This is a genomic window from Bradyrhizobium sp. 170, assembly GCF_023101085.1.
Taxonomy (GTDB): domain Bacteria; phylum Pseudomonadota; class Alphaproteobacteria; order Rhizobiales; family Xanthobacteraceae; genus Bradyrhizobium.
This window is the reverse complement of sequence record NZ_CP064703.1, coordinates 2,788,438-2,806,379: the sequence shown is the minus strand read 5'-3', so window position 1 is coordinate 2,806,379 and position 17,942 is coordinate 2,788,438. Positions and strand designations below refer to the sequence as shown.

The window sequence follows — 17,942 nt, the reverse complement described above, 5'->3', positions numbered from 1 at the left end:
ACCCCCTCGTTCGTTGAGACGACGCCAAATCGCCCGGGAACGGCGCGTTTGCAAAGCAAATCAAGTTGGTTTGACGTGGTCTTGTCCCGCTGGCATGCTAACGGCCTACCGTAGCGGAGACATCGCCCCGTCAGGGGATGTGCGAATGTCCGCTCAGGGTCTTGGCCGTGTAAAAACTCCCTTCCGAGGGAGTCGGTGAGAAGCCAGGACCGGCTCGGTCTCAGGCCGCGATCGCAGCCATCAGCGGCTTGGTCCCGACGATGTTCATGACCCGTGTCAGATTATAGGCCAGGACCGAGAGAGCCATCTCGGCGGCTACCTTTGGGAGCGTTTTGGTGAGGAAGTGTGTCGCCCCCATGCGGGCTTTCATCGTGCCGAACGGATGCTCGACCGTCTCGCGACGCTGGCGCATGGCTTGTGGGTTTGCATCGAGGCGCTGCTGCACAGCCTCGAGCAGATGCTCATGCTCCCATCGCGTAATCCGCCGCTCTGGCCCGGTCGTGCATTGCGATTTGAGCGAACAATTTTGACAGGCTGTGGTCCAGTAACGCCGTAGCATCTTGCCGTCTTCTTCGTTCGTATAGCGATACGGCAATCGCTCCCCAGCTGGACAGCGATAGGCGTCCTCCTCTGGCAAATACGCAAAGTCCTGCTTACCGAAGCGCCCCTCCGATTTGGCGCCCGACGTCTGCGGCTTGGGCAGAGTTACCGTGATGCCGGCCTCGTGGCACGCGAGGATCTCCGTGCTGCTGAAGTAGCCGCGATCGGCCACGGCCTCGAGCGTCTCGGTCTTGAGAACCCCCTTCGCCTGCTTGGCCATTGGCAAGTTGCGCCCGATCTGAGCCGCTGTTCGTTACCTCATGCGCCACAATCAGATGATGCTCGGTATCGACGGCGACCTGCACGTTGTAGCCGACGACGCCGGAACCGCGGCCGCTCGTCGCCATCGAACGGCTGTCGGGATCGGTCAAGGAGATTTGCTGGTCAGGCGAAGCGAGCATCTGCTTTTCGTAAACGGTAAGCTTGCCCATTTCCTCCTTCAGCTTCGCCAGCTTCTTGGTAAGCCTTGTTACCTTCGCGGCCAGCGCCTCCGTCGGCTCCTGCCGGTCGGCCGTGTCAAGTTGGCTCAGATAGCGCGCGACGCTCTCCTCCAGCTGGGCACGCCGCCGTTCCACCTTCGCCCGCGTGAAGTTCTTGTCGCGGTTGTTCACAGCCTTGAACTTGCTGCCATCGATGGCGACGCTCGCCGTCGTGAGAAGACCCATCTGACGACAAAGTTCGACGAAGCGCGCACATACCTTGCGTAGTGCCAGGCCGTTATCCTTGCGGAAGTCCGCAATCGTTTTGTGATCGGGAGCGAGCCGACCCAGCAGCCACATCACCTCGACATTGCGCCCGGCCTCTCGTTCCAGCCGCCGGCTGGACTGAACCCGGTTTAGATAGCCGTAAATGTAAAGCTTGAGGAGAATCGAGGGATGGTACGACGGCCGGCCGGTTGACTCGGGATCTACCCCGCCAAACCCGAGTCCGGCCAGATCGAGGTCGTCGACGAGGACGTCGATGACGCGAACTGGATTATCCGCGTCGATCCAGTCCTCCACGCATTCAGGAAACAGCGTGCTCTGCCCACGATCCGCACCCTCAACGAAGCGCTTCATCCGAGCCCCCCGCAAATCGTGCGGGAATCATATCGCGCGAATCACATCAAGCGCAGCGTTTTCACACAGCCAGGGTCATTCGCGACGGGGTCGGGCCTCCAGCAAGCCCGGCCATGTTCGCTATGCCCGGATGGCGACCAAATTACGCATTGCAGCGAAATGACGCGATGTGCCACGTCAGGCAGCTACGCCGACGCCACGTCGCTCGCGCCTTGCTCCACCGGGCGTGACCCACGATTCAGGGGAAGAGGTTGGTCGCCGAGCATCGCTTTAACAACGACGTCGCGAGCCTTTCCGACGTCCAGCGCATGCTGCGCGATCAGGTCGCTGCATTCGGACACGATCTGGTCAGCATCCTGCATGATCTTGAGCTGCTTGTAACGATCGTGCTGATGGAGCCCCATACTCTCGCCGACCACTTCGAGGATGTTAATTATACGGAATGGCCAGTCGCGTTCGTGAGCGCACAGTTCGCGATGATCGGAATGATAGACCGCAACCAGTGCATCAACGCCCGCGTCGCACGCCGCTTGGAGCTCGTTAAGCTGCAACTCGCGTTTGAACGCGGGAAGCACGCCGACATTGACGCTCTGCAAGCCGACTGCTGGCTGCTTGAGGTCAACGAGTTCAACGCCGGGGATTGCACCCAAGATTTCAGCAGCGGCTTCCATGACGCCTGCTACGCCGGGATGTCGGTGCAGCGCGACCCGCATTTCAACCCGTCGCTGCAAGTGCGGCTTCAACTGAGCAAGCCGGCCGTCGAGAAATTGCATGAACGGCGTCATCTCGAACGGCCGCGAGCCGCGCTGTCGTTCAATCGTCGGCAGTGTCAATTCTGTGAACTGGACGTAGCAGCTAGGACACCAGGCGATCACCTGGCCGGACTTGGAGTGCGACAACTTCTCCATCGTGTTCGAGCCCATACGTCCAGACATCTCAATGTCGCCGGGGCCTAGCTGCGTGATGCCGCAACAATGGCTTGGCCCGCCCATCACCTGGTACGTGATGCCGAGCGCATCCATGATATCGAGGGCAAGCAACGCGATGTGCGGCGTCTTGAGCACATTGCAGCCGGTGTAAAACACGAAGTCGGGCGCCTCGACGGGTGTCGACACTGACGCTGATTTCTGGCCGAGCCGCTCCAGCACCTCGCCATCGAGCTGCAAACGCGAGAGCACCATCACATCGCGACTGAGATCGCGGTACCTTTCCACGCCCAGGCTCCGCCGGTCGGGCAGCTCGCTATCGGCCTTCGCCATAGCGAGGCGTGCCATGGCAAGCAGGAAGCGCGGATTGACACCGTAGTCGCACGCCTTGATGCACTCGCCGCTTCGCATGCAGGACGCTGCCCATTTGCGCGACGCCTCTGGGCCATCGCCGCTGCGCACGATGTCAAGCACACCGCTGATGATGTCGTCGGAACTTGCGGCCGCGATGCCGGCAGGTTTCACGCTCGGACAGACCTCGACACATTTGCCGCACCGCGTGCAGGCGTCGAGCATGTCCTCGACGCGCTCGCCCAGAGCTGTCTCGAAAGAGATGTCGTTCATCGGCTGCATGTCCAGCTCTCTGCTTGCGGACGAATAAGGTACGCACGGCTCGTGATGACCGTCGGAACTTAGCTCACAAGCGCTGAGGCGTAAAATGGAAAGCGGCAACCCGGCGTGCCTATGGCGGTCATCTTAGGGTGCCGATATCAGACATCCAACGGAGGGGATCGGGTGAGATTGAGTGGCTCGAGGCGACGTAGTCGATCTCACCGCGCGTGATACCAATGTCCATAAGCTCGCTGTCCGTCAGGCGGCACAATTCGGTTTGCAGCCTCCGGCGCTTGCGCCACTCCTGAAATGCATTCCAATACGTTTCGAGAGGACTGTAGACCTGTCGCTTTGCGGTTGTCGGTCCCAGCTCGGTGGTCCCTTGGATCGTGCTCATTGCGGTGTGTGTCCTGTCTGGACTGTTCACCGGGCCAAGTTGCCGCAAGATGCGCTGGCGCGCTTAACTGGTGGCTTACATTTCCCTTACCGGCAGCTTATTCTTTGTGCTCCAGGGGCTTCAGAGTGGACCCCGAGAGGGAATGGCAGCTTGCGTTATCTCTTCGAGGATTACACATTTGATACGGAACGGCGCGAACTGCATCGGGGGGCGGATGCGGTGTCGATCACACCGCAAGTTTTTGACCTGCTCGAATACCTGATCCGCAACAGGGAGCGCGTGGTAAGCAGAGACGACCTCATCAACGCCGTTTGGAACGGACGCATCGTCTCAGATGCTGCGCTGACGACCCGCCTAAATGCCGCTCGCAGCGCAATTGGCGACACGGGCGAGAAGCAGCGTTTAATCAAAACATTGCCGCGCAAAGGTTTCCGCTTCGTTGGTACAGTGCAGGAAGCGCACAGGCCCGCAATTGAGCCGGTTGGCTCGGCGGCGCAGAACGGCGACTCGGCGCCTAGCCCGCTTTCAGGGCCTCGCCTTTCCATCGTGGTGCTGCCGTTCGCGAATATCGGCGGCGATCCCGAGCAAGACTTTTTCGTTGATGGCGTGACCGAAAGCCTAATTACGGACTTGTCGCGCATCAATGGCGCGTTCGTGATTGCGCGCAACACCGCGTTCACCTTCAAGGGCAGACCCGTGGACGTAAAGAAGCTGGGACGTGAGTTGAACGTTCGCTATGTGCTCGAAGGCTCAGTGCAACGTGGTGGCAACCGCCTCCGGGTGAACGTGCAATTGGTCGACGCCGAAACCGGCAGTCACCTTTGGGCCGAGCGCTTTGACAAGCCCATTGCTGACTTATTTGATATGCAGGACGAAGTCGTATCGAGGCTCGCCAACGCGCTAGATGCCCAACTTATCGTGCTCATAGCCGGGGTGCCAGAGGGCTGAGGTCGGAGATGGGTCAATCGCGTCGTTCTGGCTGTGCGCCGATGACTTCCGGTCTACCCCGATGAACAGACATTCTCAGTGTCCGCCGGCATGTCTCAAAGGTGCACAACAGGAGACACTACGTCAGAGGGCGTTGGCCGCTTGCGAACTGATACTCAACTTCGATTTCTACGGGCCCGCCTGTACCTCCGAGATTGCGTTGCACTTCCTCGCGAACAATATCGCGCACCGATTGAGGGAGTGTCAGGTAGGCTTGTCCAGTCGAGCCGCCGCCGCGTTCAAACGGGCCAAAGTAGGCATCGAAAGAAGGCATTTTGAATCGGTGCGCCTGCGTCGTTATTTCGATATTTTGGAATCCGGCCTTCTCGAGCAACTGTCGCAGTCGAACGGAGTCACCCAATGAAAACGTCCTTGCCGTTGCCTCGCTGATCGCTGGCAAGTGCTTGGCAATAGCGATGTTGATCCTGCCGTTGTAGGTTCGTTCCGGCACCGTGGCAACGGAAGCTGCTGCGCGTCCGCCCGGCCGAAGGACACGCAAGAACTCCGACAATCCGCGCGAGGGATCAGGGAAGAACATTAGCCCGAGACTGCAAGTCAAAGTATCGAAGCTGCTATCGGCAAACGAGAGAGATTGGCCGTCCTCCACCGCGAAGGTGACATTTGCCGCTGCGCTCAGGCGCTGCCGCGCCTGTCCAACCATGGCTTCCGATACGTCGGCCGCGACGACGTGCCCCGTTGGTCCGACTACGAGCAAGGATTCTGCCGCGGCCAGTCCCGTACCCGTTGCGATGTCGAGTACCTTCATGCCAGACGCAACACGCGCGGCACTCAGGAGGAACGGCAAAAAATGGCGTGATACATGTGCAAACGCGCGATCATACCCAACTGCGGCCTCGTCGTGGTACGCGAGCTCCTTTGTCATTGGATGCCCCTCAAATTTGCATTCAGTATAGGTGCGGATCATGGCCCACTAAATTGGCGGGGGCAAGAATGAGCGCGCGCCTTTGTGAAAATGGCAGCGTAAGTCTGCCATGTCGGCCTTGAGTCAAAAGCGTCGTCTTGGCGGCCGGTCGGCCACTTTCGCGGTAGGGACGCGAGTTACCTCGCGCCCCCCGCACAGATCCGTACGGGCCCAATTCGGGCATACGGCTCCCACCTTGGGTGTCTAACGGCGAAGCGACTCGCTGGCCACGGATGAAGGATTCGCGGTTTCGGGAGCCAGTCGTCGGCCAACCGCTTGATCCGCTCCCAGGTCGTCCAGTCTTTCTGGCTCCGCTGCCGTAGCGTGCGCCGCCATAGATTGGTGACGTGGAATAGGAACGCGGTCAGTGTCGAACTGTTTGTCGGCACCGCGTGGTAGTTGAAGTAGCCGGTGACGACCTGCTGCAACCATCTTCCCTGCTGGGGAATCGGCTGATGCATGCGCCGTCGCAGTTCCTGTTTGATGGCTTGCAACTTTGCCTGCATGCGATCCCGCCGGGACTTCCGTTTGATTTGGAATTTGCCCCGACGAGTTTTGCTGCAGATAAAGGTGAAGCCCAGGAAGGTGAAGGTCTCCGGTTTGCCGAGCCCGCGCCGCTTGCGGTTTTCCACCGCGAAGCGTCCAAACTCGATCAGCCGGGTCTTCTCCGAATGAAGCGACAGTGCAAACTCCTGTAACCGCTTACGCATCTCGTCGAGGAAGCGACGGGCGTCGGTCTCGTGCTCAAAGCCAACAATGAGGTCGTCGGCGTAGCGCACGATGATCATATTGCCCGCAGCCTCACGCCGTCGCCAGCGCTCGGCCCAGAGGTCGAAAGCGTAGTGCAAGTAGAGATTGGCCAGAAGCGGTGAGATCACCGATCCCTGCCCGGTCCCCTTGTCACTGACCGTCACGATCCCGTCTTCCAGGACGCCTGCCTTGAGCCATTTCTGGATCAGGCGGATGATGCGTCGGTCGCCGACGCGATGTTCCACAAACTTGATGAGCCACTCCTGGCTCACTGTGTCGAAGAACGAGCGGATGTCGGCGTCCAGTATCCAGTTCACCCTTGTGCTGGTGATCCCGACCATGAGCGCATCCATCGCATCGTGCGTGCTGCGTCCGGGTCGGAACCCATACGAGAACCCGAGGAAGTCTTCCTCGTAGATCGCGCTCAGCACCGCAGCCGTGGCCCTCTGGACGATCTTGTCCTCAAGGGCGGCGACCGCGATCGGGCGTTGCCGACCATCCGGCTTGGGTATGTAAACCCGCCGCGACGGTAGTGCCCGATACGCTCCCCGATGGACGCGAGCATGCAGGTCCTCAAGATTGCGCTCAAGGTGCTGCTCGTAGTCCCGACATGTCAGCCCGTCCACTCCAGCTGCAGCATTCTCCTTGAGTTCAGAGAATGCCTCTGCGAGGTGATCAATACTGACGTGATGGAAGAGCGCGGTGAACTTCTCCTTCTTCCTTTGCCTTGCAGCTTGCCGTATGCGCGCCAGCGCCTGTGACACGGTTCCCCGGTACTGTGCCCGGCCCGTGCTTTGCTGACTCACATTCCCCTCGGCCCCCGCCCTTGGCTCCACTAACTCCGCAGCCGGTTGCCCGGCTTTGTTCGTCGGCTTCACAGCTACTATGGCGGGGTCAGACTTCTCATGATCGTACATCGTCGGCTATGGCTCCTCGCCTTCCCGACGCGGACCAGTGCAGCACGCATGCTGGCGCTGGCCGACCATGAGATCTCCCGGTTCCCGAGCAAAGAGCGTGCGCACATGCCGGTGTCTAAGACCACGCCGGGCCGTCTGGGCGCTCGCGTTATCGCGCCCATCCGTGTTGCCTTCCGTCACCGGAACGACGTCGGCACCCAGGATGAGGGTACTTTCGCGGCTCAATGGCTGGCCTATGCGCTCCCCTGTCAACGCTTCGCCAATACCCTCACGGGTATCTGCGCATGACTCGGGGTCGATGCGGTTCGCTACTCCTTCATCGTGATGGACTTGCACCATCTACTCCTTGCCGGTCTCCCGGCGCACTCCGGTCTACCCCGATCAACGGACATCAACAGACTGGCCGGGTTGGTCTGGTTGGGGGCCAAAAGCCGACTTCAGCGACGTTGTTCGGCAGATCAAAGGCAACATGCGAATAACGCTCCGCAGCAGACAGGCGCTGCCATTGAACCCAGTCCGGCCGCGGATTTAAGGACGAAGGCGTTGGTCGCTAGACGTGACCGCCCGGTCCGCCCAAAATAGAGCAGCAGCTATGGTGTGAAACGCGGGTCGGTTGAGAGCGCCGATCGAGCGACGTAGTCAATCTCGCCCCGTCCAATTCCGATATCCTGTAGCTCTCTGTCGCTCAGATCGTCCAGCGTAGCACGCAGCCTCTTGCGTTTGCGCCACTCACGAAATGCATTCCAATATGCTTCGAGGGGGCTGTAATACTGCCGCCTTGCCGTTGCTGGTCGAAACTCACTGGTCCCGTGGATGGTACTCATTGCAGTGTCCAGGTTGGGCTATTCTACCAAGCGAGATTGCCAGCACATCTCCTGGCGCGCTTAACAGCTCGCTTACATTTTCCTCACTGGCAGCTTATTCTTAGGGTTTCAGAGGGTGGCCCCCGAGAGGAATGCAGCTTGCGTTTTCTTTTTGAGGATTACGCATTGGATACCGACAGGCGCGAACTGCAGCGCGCAACGGACGTGGTTGTTGTCACACCCCAAGTGTTCGATCTGCTTGAATACCTGATACGAAACAGAGAGCGCGTCGTCAGTAGGGACGACCTCATCAACGCCGTTTGGAAGGGTCGCATCGTCTCGGATGCTGCGCTGACGACCCGCCTGAATGCCGCCCGGAGCGCAATCGGCGACACGGGTGAGAAACAGCATTTAATCAAAACATTGCCGCGCAAAGGTTTCCGCTTCGTTGGTGCAGTGCAGGAAGCCCGGAGGCCCGCAAATGAGACGGCGGGCCCAGTCGAGCGAACCGGCGACACGCCGCCGCGCCTATCCATCGTCGTGCTACCCTTCGCGAACCTGAGCGGTGATCGCGAGCAGGACTATTTCGTGGATGGCGTAACCGAGAGTTTGACCACGGACTTGTCGCGCATCGCTGGTTCATTTGTAATCGCACGGAACAGCGCCGTCTCATACAAGGGTAGAGCAGTCGATGTACGGCAAGTCGGCCGCGAATTAAACGTTCGCTACGTGCTCGAAGGTTCAGTGCAACGCAGCGGAAAGCGGCTTCGGATGAACGTGCAGTTGATCGATGCTAATAGCGGCCAGCATCTTTGGGCCGAGCGCTTCGAGAAGTCTGTCGTCGACCTGTTCGACATGCAGGACGAAATCGTATCGAGGCTCGCCAATACATTAGGTGCCCAACTCATCGAGGCTGAGGCGCGACGAGCCGAGCGTACACTTAATCCCGATGCGATGGACTTGTACTTCCAAGGCCGGGCCTGGTTGATGAAGGGGTTTAGCCCTGAATGCGTAACGCAAGCGCGGAGCTTCTTCGAACGCTCTCTAGAGTACGACCCCGGCAACGTCGAAGCAATGATTGGCCTGGCAAGTGTTGAAACGGCAGTTGGAGCCAGCTTTACGACGGATGATGGGCCTGCGCGGTTTGCAGCGGCCGAGGCGATGGCAAATAAGGCATTGTCGATCAGGCCGAACCGTACTTCAGCCCACTTGGCACGGGGTTGGGTCCAGATCTTTACGAACCGGGCCGCCCAAGGCATCCGTGAATTCGAGCACGCGTTGGCGCTGGATTTGAATAAGGCCAACGCTCATGCTGCCCTTGGTTTTGCCAAATTCTATATGGGGCGCGCTGCCGAGACCGAAGGCCATATACTCGAGGCTTTACGTCTCTCCCCTCGCGACGTTGAAGCCTACCAGTGGACGTGTTATGTGGGCGTGGCCAAGCTACAGCTTGGTTCGGACGTCGAAGCCGTCAGTTGGCTACGACGAAGCACTGAGGCGAACCGCAACTTTCCTCTCGCTCATTTGTTGCTCGCCGCTGCGTTGGGCCTGAGCGGCGCGCTCGATGAGGCGCGAACTGCTGCAAGAACGGGACTTGCGCTCAACTCAGGTTTCACCATCCGTCGCTTGGTCGCTGCTCAACAAAGCGACAACTCGATTTTCCTTGCTGGGCTCGAGCGCGTCTGTGAAGGCCTGCGCCTCGCTGGCGTGCCGGAAGGGTGATGAGCGCTTCGGGTCATAAGTCGACTTCAGCGCGTTCCTGCCCTGCGTCGTCTTTGGGTCAAAAGCGTCGTCTTGGCGGCCGGTCGGCCACTTCCGGTCTACCCCGATCAACGGACATCAACAGACTGGCCGGGCTGGTCTGGTTGGGGCCAGAACACGAACTCACCCGTACGACTGCTTCAAGGGCCCTGATCGACTTTGACCTATTCCTTGTCTTTTGACGAACTCACTCGGGCAGCCCCGCCCTACGCAGCGCGTCATAAAAGTGCTTGTCGTCTTTGGCGTGCTTGAAGGTGGTGAGCGTTCTCGCAGTTCCTGCGATCGTAACGTTGGGGTCGATCCGCAGCACCTCGGCGATTTCTGCCCGAGCCTCTTCGACTTGGCCCGATCGCACGTGGGTCATGGCCAAATAGAGATGGCCCCACGGAAGCTGTGGCACCCGGGTGACATAATCGCGCAACACCGACAGGGCTTGCGGATATTCCTTGAGCATGAAGTGTGCAAGACCCAGGAGGAGGAGGCCGAAGGGGGGGTGGAACGGATCGAGCCGCATATGGGCCTTGAGGACGTCGATCGCCCGTCTCGAATGCCCTGATAGCACCAGCGGATAGCCGAAGCGCCAGTCCGTATAGTTTGGATTGAGCGCAAGGGCTTTTTCAACCGATGCCATCGATGCGTCGTGCTGGTGCTTGAACGTCAGCTCAAATCCGAGGATCGCATGAGCCTCGGGCAGGTTCGGGTCGAGTTGCACCGCCTTGCGTGCCAATTCGAGAGCCAGATCGAGGGTAGCCGGATTGAGACAATCGCCGTCCAGACGGTTGACGTACGTGGCATCGTGCGTATTCGCGAGCAGGGCGTAAGAGCGGGCGTAGTTTGGGTCGATGGCGAGCGACAACTGGAGCAGACGCCGCGCTTCGTAAATGGCCTCCACACTGAAGGACGTCACAAAAGAGGTGAAGGCCTCGGCGGCCTGCAGATAATAGTCGTATGCCCGCCAATTGTTGGGGGGCCTGGTACGCGCACGTTCGGCTTCAGCCTTCCTGACATGCGCTGCGAGGATCGCGACAATCGTGGCTACGACCTCATCCTGTACCGCAAAGACCTCTTCGAGCTTGCGATCATAGCGCTCCGCCCAACAATGTCCTCCGGTTATGGCATCGATCAACTGCGCGGAGATGCGCAGGCGAGGCCCGGCCCGTCGTACGCTGCCTTCGAGCAAATAGCGCACCCCCAGGTCGCGTCCAATATCGCGCACGTCGGTCGCCTTGCCCTTGTACTGGAAGCTGGAATTACGGGCGATGACGAACAGTTCGCCGAACCGCGACAGCGCCATCGTTATATCCTCCACGATGCCATCTGCGAAATACTCTTGCTCCGGGTCGGCACTGTGGTTTTGGAAGGGCAACACGGCAATCGAGGGTTTGTCCGGGAGCGCCAATGCAGGTCTTTGCTTGGCTGCCGCAACACGATCCGACACCCTAAAGACCCGGACCGGTCGGTCGATATTCTTGAGGTTCTGCTCCCCGACATCCTCAAACACGACGTCGAGTTTGTCGCGGAGTTGTCGGTGGGCATCATCCGAAACACAAATACCGCCCGGCTCCGCGATAGCTTCGAGGCGCGCCGCGACATTGACGCCGTCGCCAAATATGTCCCCGTTGTCCTCGATAACATCACCGGCATTGATGCCGATCCGGAACTCAATCCGATCATCCGGCGGCACGTTTGAATTGCGCTCCGCCATGCCGCGCTGAACATCGATCGCACAGCGCATCGCGTCCACGACGCTACCGAACTCGGCGAGCAGCCCATCGCCGGTATGCTTGACGATGCGTCCGCGATGGGAGGCAATCTTTGGATCAATCAGGACACGCAAGTGTTCCTTCAGTCGGACGTGAGTGCCCTCCTCGTCGATGCCTGTCAGACGGCTATAACCGGCGACATCAGCCGCGAATATAGCCGTTAGCCGTCGCACTAAATGTTCGGCGGTCAATGGTAGCCCCCGGGTGTCTGGCACCGCTTTAACTAGCACACCTCGCAGGTTTGCGACATGATGTCCGCTCCGGGGTCATTCGCGTCGGTTTGGCCGGACCACGGCGACTTCCGGTCAACCCCGGTGAACGGACATTCTCAGGATAGGCGGGCATGTCTTAAAGGCGCACAGAAGGCGACATCGACGGCCAAATAGGCGGAATCTGCTTTATCCTTAAGAACGGACCTGCTCAGGATGTCCCGTCATGCTCTCGCGATCCTGCAGAAAAAGCCGCCTACCCCCAAGTTCGAATGCGTGCAGCGGCTTGAGGGAGAATGCATCAGTTCATTCCCCTCGCGTCGTCGTGTCAGAATCCAAGTTAGCGCAAACCAAACCCCAGCTACGATCTGAAGCCCTACGTTGAAAGCAAACGCAGTTTGGTAAGCTATCTCAGGATAGTGCCCATTTGTGGGAGCCCAGACCTGAACCAATAACCCCGTCATATATTGCACGACAAACGCGCCGCCGATGTGGAAGACGTTCAGCGCTGCATTGGCCCTGCCCGCCAGCTCCTTTGGGAAATACTCGGCCAGGATCGCGTAACTGAGGACAGTTCCAGCACCGACCGCCGCCACGACAATCCACGGGACATACGACGGGAGCGGCAATCGCAGGATCAATGCCAGCTGAGCCGCGATGAACATCGTGGCGACAAGGCCCAACAGCGGCCGCGGTCCAACCCCACGCCGGCGCGCTCGATCGACTGCAATGCCCCACAGAAGCCCGCCCAAACTTAATGCGATTGCCATGATGAGCAAATGCCAGAGTAGTCCCGGCCGGTCGAGGCCCTCGACATCGCTGAGCCATGGCGCCGCCCACAGTCCCTGCAACGCCCACGCCGTCCCGATGCAGGTGGCCGAAAGTGGAGCCAGGCGCCAGAAGCGTGGGTCGGCATAAATCGTCCTTAAACTGTTAGGCGTTGGTCCGCCCGCGACCGACATAGCTGCCGACACCTCTGGAACGACAAAATAGATGATAAGAGCGCATCCGGCCGAGACAATCGCAAGCAGCACAAACAATGCTCGCCAGCCCATCGAGACCAGCAAAAATTCCACAGGCAAAGTTGCCGTCAGTGCGCCTAAGGCCCCCAACATGATCATCAGGCCGTTGAGCAGTGGAATACGTTCGCTGGGAAACCAGAGCACGAGGGCTTTCAAGCCGGCCGTCAATGATGCGGCCACACCAAGGCCGATCAGTGCTCGGCCGCCGAGGAGCAGCCAAAAATTGTCCGAGACGGCAAATAGCGCTGCGCCCACAGCCGCGGCAACCATCACGGCACTCTGGATCAAGCCCGGACTATATCGGTCCAACAGGATGCCGATCGGAATCTGAGCAGCCGCGAAGGTCAGGTAGTAAACAGACGTCAGTAGGCCAAGGTCGCCAGCGCCAAGGCCAAATTCCGACGTCAAGGAGCCGGCGACCGTTGCATTGATGGTCCGAAACAGAAATGAGAGGTAGTAAGCGGCAACGAACGGCAGGAAGACGCGCAGAATCAGGTGCCAGTTTTCTGTCCAGTCCCCGACACGTCGGCGTCGGGTTGCAAGGCTGGACAGTCGGGACCGTGGTGGCTGTTCGACCGATTCTTCGTGAGCAATTGTCTGCCTCTGAACAGGTCTAGTGCAGGGGCAGTCCTGTTTTCCCTGGAAAGTTGAGCAGGCTGCCGCCCTCCCGGCCGGCAGTGGAGTGCTCTACCTCGAGGTTGACCGGGTTTGACGTGCGGAGATCTGGCTCGAGAACTGGCGAGAAGGTCTTCGTCGTGCCCTTCCCATCAGCGAGCGCATCTCTCTTGTGGCTGAGACGATCCACCGTTTCCTGCACGAGCGAGGTCCCCGACTGAACGCGCCGCCAAACCTGCGTGGCAAGTTCATCGAACCGCTCCGCCCCGAGCGCGCACGCGGCACGCAGAGCGGCGGCCGGCAGCGGCGGCGTCACCGCTAGCTGGTATCGAGCCTGCAGCGCCACAGTCTCGTTGACGATTCGAAGATCGCGATCGAGTTGTTCGAGCTGGCGGCTCATCAACGAAAGGCGGCGGTCCACCGGGGGATTGTCAGCGTCATCGTCCGAACCAAGGAACGCCGCGAGGGCGGCCTCAACGAGCGCCGATTTGCTTGCGCCCCGAAGCTTGGCAGTTGCCGCTAGCCGCGCCGCAATCTGCTCGGAGAGGTAGACGCCAATTCTGGGTTTCATCCTTGGACCTCTTGAAAGCGTGACTTCCCGCCGTGCGCGTCCAGTGGAGGAATGAGGGTCGGCCTCACCGACGCGCCGAACGTGGGCTTCAACAAGCGGCTAATCGCGGTCCTGAGCAACCGCTCAATCGCAGCCATAGTGTGTTCGGATAGATTGGCGTACAAAGGCCGATCCCCCGCTTTGCCGAGCCAAGACTCAACCCAAGTTCGGTATCACATTGCGAGATCGATCTTCCTTCCAAAGCTCCAGGTCACCCCGCCTCCACTTGTCACGACCCCGGATACCTGTCGATCGAGATGCTGCTCAAGTGCCGGCCGCCAGGGCACGAGTTGGAATCCAAGCCCGTCGTCAATCATGGCAAACCGGCCTGACGCAAGCGTTATGCGCCGGCGATAGACGCCCACTATGCGTTCGCCCTCCGGTGAAGGATTGTGAGATAACCCCGTCTGGGCCGCGAGTCTCGCGACCGCCGCGTCCAGCTCCCGCTGTCTTAGCGTGTTGAGGAGATCGCGGGCAAAGATGACCCTTGCCCCCTGCCGGCGCACCAGGCCTTCGGCCGCGAGATGGTCGATCCGGCGGTCCATGGCTTCACGAACTTCGGATCCGAAACCGCCGTTCGCCACGAACGCATCCCGCGCGAGTAACTGCCGGTCAAGCCAGGTCGCGCCCGGCGCCATTACCTGGGCTTCGACATTGAGATCGGACCGCGTGGCGAGCGAGAGCCGTTTGCGGCCCTGAGCATCGTCGTAACTCCGCGCCTCCACGATCGCGCCGGGCGCGGCGTCACCGGTCATTTCGATATCGGTGAACCTGAGGTGATGCGTTCGTCCATCGATCCCCTCGACGATCGCGTAGGCCGAGCCCTTCAGTTCGTCATGCAATCCCCGGTCGATTAGACGGCCGAGCACCCTATCCGCCGGCTCATCGCCGTGCAGGGCAAAGCCGGATACGTCCGGCTCGCGCCCGAAGCCGCGCGTTGCTCGATGCATCGTTTTGATGATGTCGCCACGAACTGAGAGATCACGCAGCTTGTCCTCGATACCGGGTTTGAGGGTCCAGCAGCCCGGTGCAATCTGCTCGGCAAGACCGAAACGTTCGAGTTTAGCCGCCCGACCAACCATCAGGCGGCGGAGTGCGAGGTCTTCGCCTGTTACACTGGGACGAAGGTCCGCCACGCCGGCCCCCTCGTCGGCGGCAATACGCAACGCCCTATCGAGGCTCGTCCAGCGTTCGGCCTCGACCTCCCTTTCCAGGGCAGACTGAATATCCCGCTCGCTGCGCGGGCCGAGCTCCAGCGTAACGCGCTCAGCGGCACGATCGCGGAACCCGCGGCTGATGTAATCCCGGCTGATCACGAGATCCTGGCTATCTTCGGCGCGGCCGCGAATCAGAACATGGATATGCGGATTGTCTGTGTTCCAGTGGTCGACCGCGATCCAGTCCAGTCTGGTTCCGAGATCCCGCGCGACATCGGTCATCAGTTCACGCGCGAAGGCGCGGAGATCGCCGAGCTCGGCGGCGTCCTCCGGAGAAATGATAAATCGAAAATGATGCCGGTCATTCTTGCAACGCTCAGCGAAAGCACGCTCATCCGCTGCATCCGATGCTGCATCGAACATCCGGGCGTCAGCGCCGTCCCGTGTCACGCCCTCTCGCTTCAAATAGGTCATGTGCTTGGACATCGGCGCCGAGCGAAAGCGGGTGCCGTGGTGACGAACCACGCGCGCCTTCATCACCACGCGTCGCGAGGTCGAGCGGAGCGACAATGAAAGGGCGGAGCGCCGGCCTCGCCCGAATCGCGACCGGCTAACGCCGGCCTTACCGCGTCCGAAACCGTTGCCGACATGCCCGGCCCTCTTGGCCGCCCGCATAACCTGGCCGACAAAGCTATTCGGACGCGACGAGCTACGTCCGCCGTCGCGGATGCGGCCAGGACGAACGCGAAGATCATTGTCCTGCTCACTCACGATCGTCTCTCCGCGAGCTGTTGCTGGCCGACGGCTCTCGCCGCATTGATTTCGCTGACGATTTGCAATGGAGCGACGGCTTGGCTATTCCCGATGTCTGTTAAAACGTCAACCCCGCCAACCACATGCGCCCGGCCGAAGGCGGCGCTTTTCCCTTGCCGTCCTCGTCGTCCTCGGTCGCTGGTTCCCAGGGCCCAACTTCCAAGCCAACAAACTCTCGGCACTCGCGGCGATTTGCGACAAAATGCAGTTCGGGTCATGCGGTGGATCCTCCAACAGCGCCTGCCCGAACACGTCGGCTGGTGGCCGATTCATTGCGAAAAAGCCGCCGCGACTTGGCAGTTGACTTGCGAAGCCCCACTGTTTGCGAGCGAAGCGAGCGTTTGCGATAGCGATCGTTACCCGAAGGGCCGAGACACCCGTAGGGTGGCTCGGTGAGGAGCGAAGCGACGAGTAGAGCGCGGGCCGAAGGCATCGCCCGTATGCCCTCAGCGCGTTGATATCGCGCTCCTCCGCGAACTCTTGCCGCGTGAGCGAGGGTCCTTCAGTAGCAAACCCGAAAGTCTTAGCGTCATGATCGTGTTGCAGCGCTTCGAATGCAAACCGAATGTCCGTCACGATGCGCCCGCCCGCTCAGCAAACAGCCGCTCAACAAGCAGGGGAGCCTCCCGCCAAGGAAGTGCACGCCTGCCGTCAACTGCGGCATGCTCACCCTGCTCGTTGTCCAGCAATAGTGTGACCGCCGCGACGTAGGCCGTAGTTTCGGATGGAAGCCGCTTGCAATACGGTCTGTGCGCACGCGAGGCTCGAAGAGCGCGGAAACAGCGGTGACACACGAATGGCGCGACCGCCACAATAGCACGCACGGTACGTCGGAGCGAAACGAAGCCACACGGCCGAGCCAAGCTTTCCGTTGCAGGCTGTGAGAACGATGCTTCACTGTTGGCCGGCAAGGAAAAAGTGAAGTCCCTTCGAACGAGCCGTAATCCGGCGGCTTGTAGGGAAGTTCGTGCATGATCACTCCTCGTTAGTCCACACGGGTACCGCTCTGCCGATCACTGCGGAGGCAGGAAGTGGCCCGAAGTAGCGGCTGTCCAGCGAGTCGGTTGACTGCCAGTTCATGACAAAGATGTCGCCATCAGCAATGACGCGGCATCCGTTCCAAGCCGGAAGCGGACGGCCTCTCCCGTCGCGTTCCTGCGCCTGGCCGACCTCGACGCCGTCGACGGCGATCGTCAGGCGGTTTCGGCAAACCTTCTGTCCGGGGAGTGCCAGCACGCGCTTCAGCATGGGGACACCGATCGGCAGATAACCATTGAGATCAAGGAATGCAGCAAGGAGATCAGGTGGCTGAATCGCGACAAGTTCGGTAACGACCAACGTGGTCATCGGCTGAAGGCGGTAAAGGCCAATTGGAACGCTGTTCGATGCATTCCATATGTAGCGTGGTGGCGCTCTGCCGATCGTCCAAAGGAGAAGAACGGTTGCTACAGATGTCGTGAAAACTGTCGCACGCCGAGCGCTCATGACATCATCACCCTCCGCCGATGGAGCCAGGCCTGGTGCCGGGACCGGGTGTATGTCCGAGGCATTTCGTTGACCGACAACCGGTTATGCGCATGGTGCCAATAGTCGGGGGCGGCGTCGGCAGGGTCGATGCCAATCGCTTCGACGGCATCGATCAGCTGCAGCACGCGCTCTACCTTTGGCCAGCCTGACAGGCGCAACAGGCTTTCGCCGCCCGGCCTGACATAGGGGACAGTCGAGCAGCGCTGGCCAGTTGCGACCGCCCGCAAGATGTCGATGCGTGAAACGACTGTTCCAAAATCGTTCGACATCCAGCGCACAAACGCGAAGATGCTGCCGGGCGCGAACGACAGGACCCGCCTGCGGCGATCGAGAATTCGCTCCTCGGCGACGCGACCGAAGCGAATTCGGTTCTCGATGCGACTTTCAAGCCATAGCAGCTCAACCTGCGTGAGATTGCTCATGCGGCTGCTCCGTCTGCTCGGAGGTCAAACGCCTTGGTCCGCCCAAGCAGACGGCGCAGCGCCCGCTTACC

General features: G+C 60.3%; 13 protein-coding genes and 2 pseudogenes. 3 read left to right on the top strand and 12 right to left on the bottom strand.

The annotated features are described in order from the left end of the window. Positions 1-220: 220 nt before the first annotated feature. From IVB05_RS13165 to IVB05_RS13155, 3 genes and pseudogenes are all read right to left on the bottom strand, one after another. Positions 221-1,658 (bottom strand): annotated as a pseudogene (locus IVB05_RS13165) (IS1182 family transposase). 185 nt (positions 1,659-1,843) lie between these two features. Continuing rightward, a complete protein-coding gene (locus IVB05_RS13160; RefSeq protein WP_247784799.1) occupies positions 1,844-3,217 on the bottom strand; it encodes a (Fe-S)-binding protein in 1,374 nt (457 codons plus the stop codon). 118 nt (positions 3,218-3,335) lie between these two features. Further along, entirely contained in the window at positions 3,336-3,593 is a 258-nt protein-coding gene (locus IVB05_RS13155; protein WP_247784798.1) for a DUF1127 domain-containing protein, read from the bottom strand. A 150-nt stretch (positions 3,594-3,743) separates the two neighbouring features. Here IVB05_RS13155 and IVB05_RS13150 point away from each other — a divergent pair. Further along, a pseudogene (locus IVB05_RS13150) lies at positions 3,744-4,511 on the top strand (winged helix-turn-helix domain-containing protein); the annotation flags it as partial. A gap of 148 nt (positions 4,512-4,659) precedes the next feature. On the opposite strand, the gene IVB05_RS13145 reads toward IVB05_RS13150, so the two are convergent. Then, positions 4,660-5,463 (bottom strand): class I SAM-dependent methyltransferase, encoded by an 804-nt coding sequence (locus IVB05_RS13145; RefSeq protein WP_247784797.1) that lies wholly within the window; start codon positions 5,461-5,463, stop codon positions 4,660-4,662. A 176-nt stretch (positions 5,464-5,639) separates the two neighbouring features. Beyond that, the gene (gene ltrA, locus IVB05_RS13140) at positions 5,640-7,169 is read right to left on the bottom strand and encodes a group II intron reverse transcriptase/maturase (RefSeq protein WP_247784796.1); all 1,530 of its coding nucleotides are present in this window, start codon (positions 7,167-7,169) and stop codon (positions 5,640-5,642) included. Positions 7,170-7,217: 48 nt separating this feature from the next. Between ltrA and IVB05_RS13135 the strand changes: the two genes are divergently transcribed. After that, positions 7,218-7,457 (top strand): hypothetical protein, encoded by a 240-nt coding sequence (locus IVB05_RS13135; RefSeq protein WP_187436064.1) that lies wholly within the window; start codon positions 7,218-7,220, stop codon positions 7,455-7,457. A 302-nt stretch (positions 7,458-7,759) separates the two neighbouring features. Here IVB05_RS13135 and IVB05_RS13130 read toward each other — a convergent pair whose 3' ends face one another. Next, complete coding sequence (locus IVB05_RS13130; protein WP_247784795.1) at positions 7,760-7,993, bottom strand: DUF1127 domain-containing protein; 234 nt, start codon at positions 7,991-7,993, stop codon at positions 7,760-7,762. 138 nt (positions 7,994-8,131) lie between these two features. On the opposite strand from IVB05_RS13130, the gene IVB05_RS13125 reads away from it, so the two are divergent. Continuing rightward, a complete protein-coding gene (locus IVB05_RS13125) occupies positions 8,132-9,694 on the top strand; it encodes a winged helix-turn-helix domain-containing protein (protein ID WP_247784794.1) in 1,563 nt (520 codons plus the stop codon). Positions 9,695-9,920: 226 nt separating this feature from the next. Here the strand turns inward: IVB05_RS13125 and IVB05_RS13120 are convergent, their stop codons facing one another. The 6 genes from IVB05_RS13120 to IVB05_RS13095 all read right to left on the bottom strand — a co-directional run bounded on the left by IVB05_RS13120 (position 9,921) and on the right by IVB05_RS13095 (position 17,871). Then, positions 9,921-11,687, bottom strand: a complete 1,767-nt coding sequence (locus tag IVB05_RS13120; protein ID WP_247784793.1) for an adenylate/guanylate cyclase domain-containing protein — start codon at positions 11,685-11,687, stop codon at positions 9,921-9,923. A gap of 242 nt (positions 11,688-11,929) precedes the next feature. Then, positions 11,930-13,204, bottom strand: coding sequence for an MFS transporter (locus tag IVB05_RS13115; protein ID WP_256473442.1), 1,275 nt, complete (start codon positions 13,202-13,204; stop codon positions 11,930-11,932). Between the two features lie 136 nt (positions 13,205-13,340). Beyond that, positions 13,341-13,913 (bottom strand): ribbon-helix-helix domain-containing protein, encoded by a 573-nt coding sequence (locus IVB05_RS13110; RefSeq protein WP_247784790.1) that lies wholly within the window; start codon positions 13,911-13,913, stop codon positions 13,341-13,343. 212 nt (positions 13,914-14,125) lie between these two features. Further along, entirely contained in the window at positions 14,126-15,880 is a 1,755-nt protein-coding gene (locus IVB05_RS13105; RefSeq protein WP_247784788.1) for a VirD2 family relaxase/mobilization nuclease, read from the bottom strand. Positions 15,881-16,897: 1,017 nt separating this feature from the next. Beyond that, a complete protein-coding gene (locus IVB05_RS13100; RefSeq protein WP_214489754.1) occupies positions 16,898-17,407 on the bottom strand; it encodes a S26 family signal peptidase in 510 nt (169 codons plus the stop codon). Continuing rightward, positions 17,404-17,871, bottom strand: a complete 468-nt coding sequence (locus tag IVB05_RS13095) for a DUF2840 domain-containing protein (protein ID WP_247784787.1) — start codon at positions 17,869-17,871, stop codon at positions 17,404-17,406. The genes IVB05_RS13100 and IVB05_RS13095 overlap by 4 nt, the downstream gene beginning before the upstream one ends. Positions 17,872-17,942: the final 71 nt, after the last annotated feature.

What these genes read in the sequence shown, in the direction of transcription:
- IVB05_RS13145 (WP_247784797.1), bottom strand. Translation starts at nt 5,463, where the DNA reads ATGACAAAGGAGCTCGCGTACCACGACGAGGCCGCAGTTGGGTATGAT.
- IVB05_RS13110 (WP_247784790.1), bottom strand. Translation starts at nt 13,913, where the DNA reads ATGAAACCCAGAATTGGCGTCTACCTCTCCGAGCAGATTGCGGCGCGG.
- IVB05_RS13135 (WP_187436064.1), top strand. Translation starts at nt 7,218, where the DNA reads ATGCTGGCGCTGGCCGACCATGAGATCTCCCGGTTCCCGAGCAAAGAG.
- IVB05_RS13100 (WP_214489754.1), bottom strand. Translation starts at nt 17,407, where the DNA reads ATGAGCGCTCGGCGTGCGACAGTTTTCACGACATCTGTAGCAACCGTT.
- ltrA (WP_247784796.1), bottom strand. Translation starts at nt 7,169, where the DNA reads ATGTACGATCATGAGAAGTCTGACCCCGCCATAGTAGCTGTGAAGCCG.
- IVB05_RS13095 (WP_247784787.1), bottom strand. Translation starts at nt 17,871, where the DNA reads ATGAGCAATCTCACGCAGGTTGAGCTGCTATGGCTTGAAAGTCGCATC.
- IVB05_RS13155 (WP_247784798.1), bottom strand. Translation starts at nt 3,593, where the DNA reads ATGAGCACGATCCAAGGGACCACCGAGCTGGGACCGACAACCGCAAAG.
- IVB05_RS13130 (WP_247784795.1), bottom strand. Translation starts at nt 7,993, where the DNA reads ATGAGTACCATCCACGGGACCAGTGAGTTTCGACCAGCAACGGCAAGG.
- IVB05_RS13160 (WP_247784799.1), bottom strand. Translation starts at nt 3,217, where the DNA reads ATGCAGCCGATGAACGACATCTCTTTCGAGACAGCTCTGGGCGAGCGC.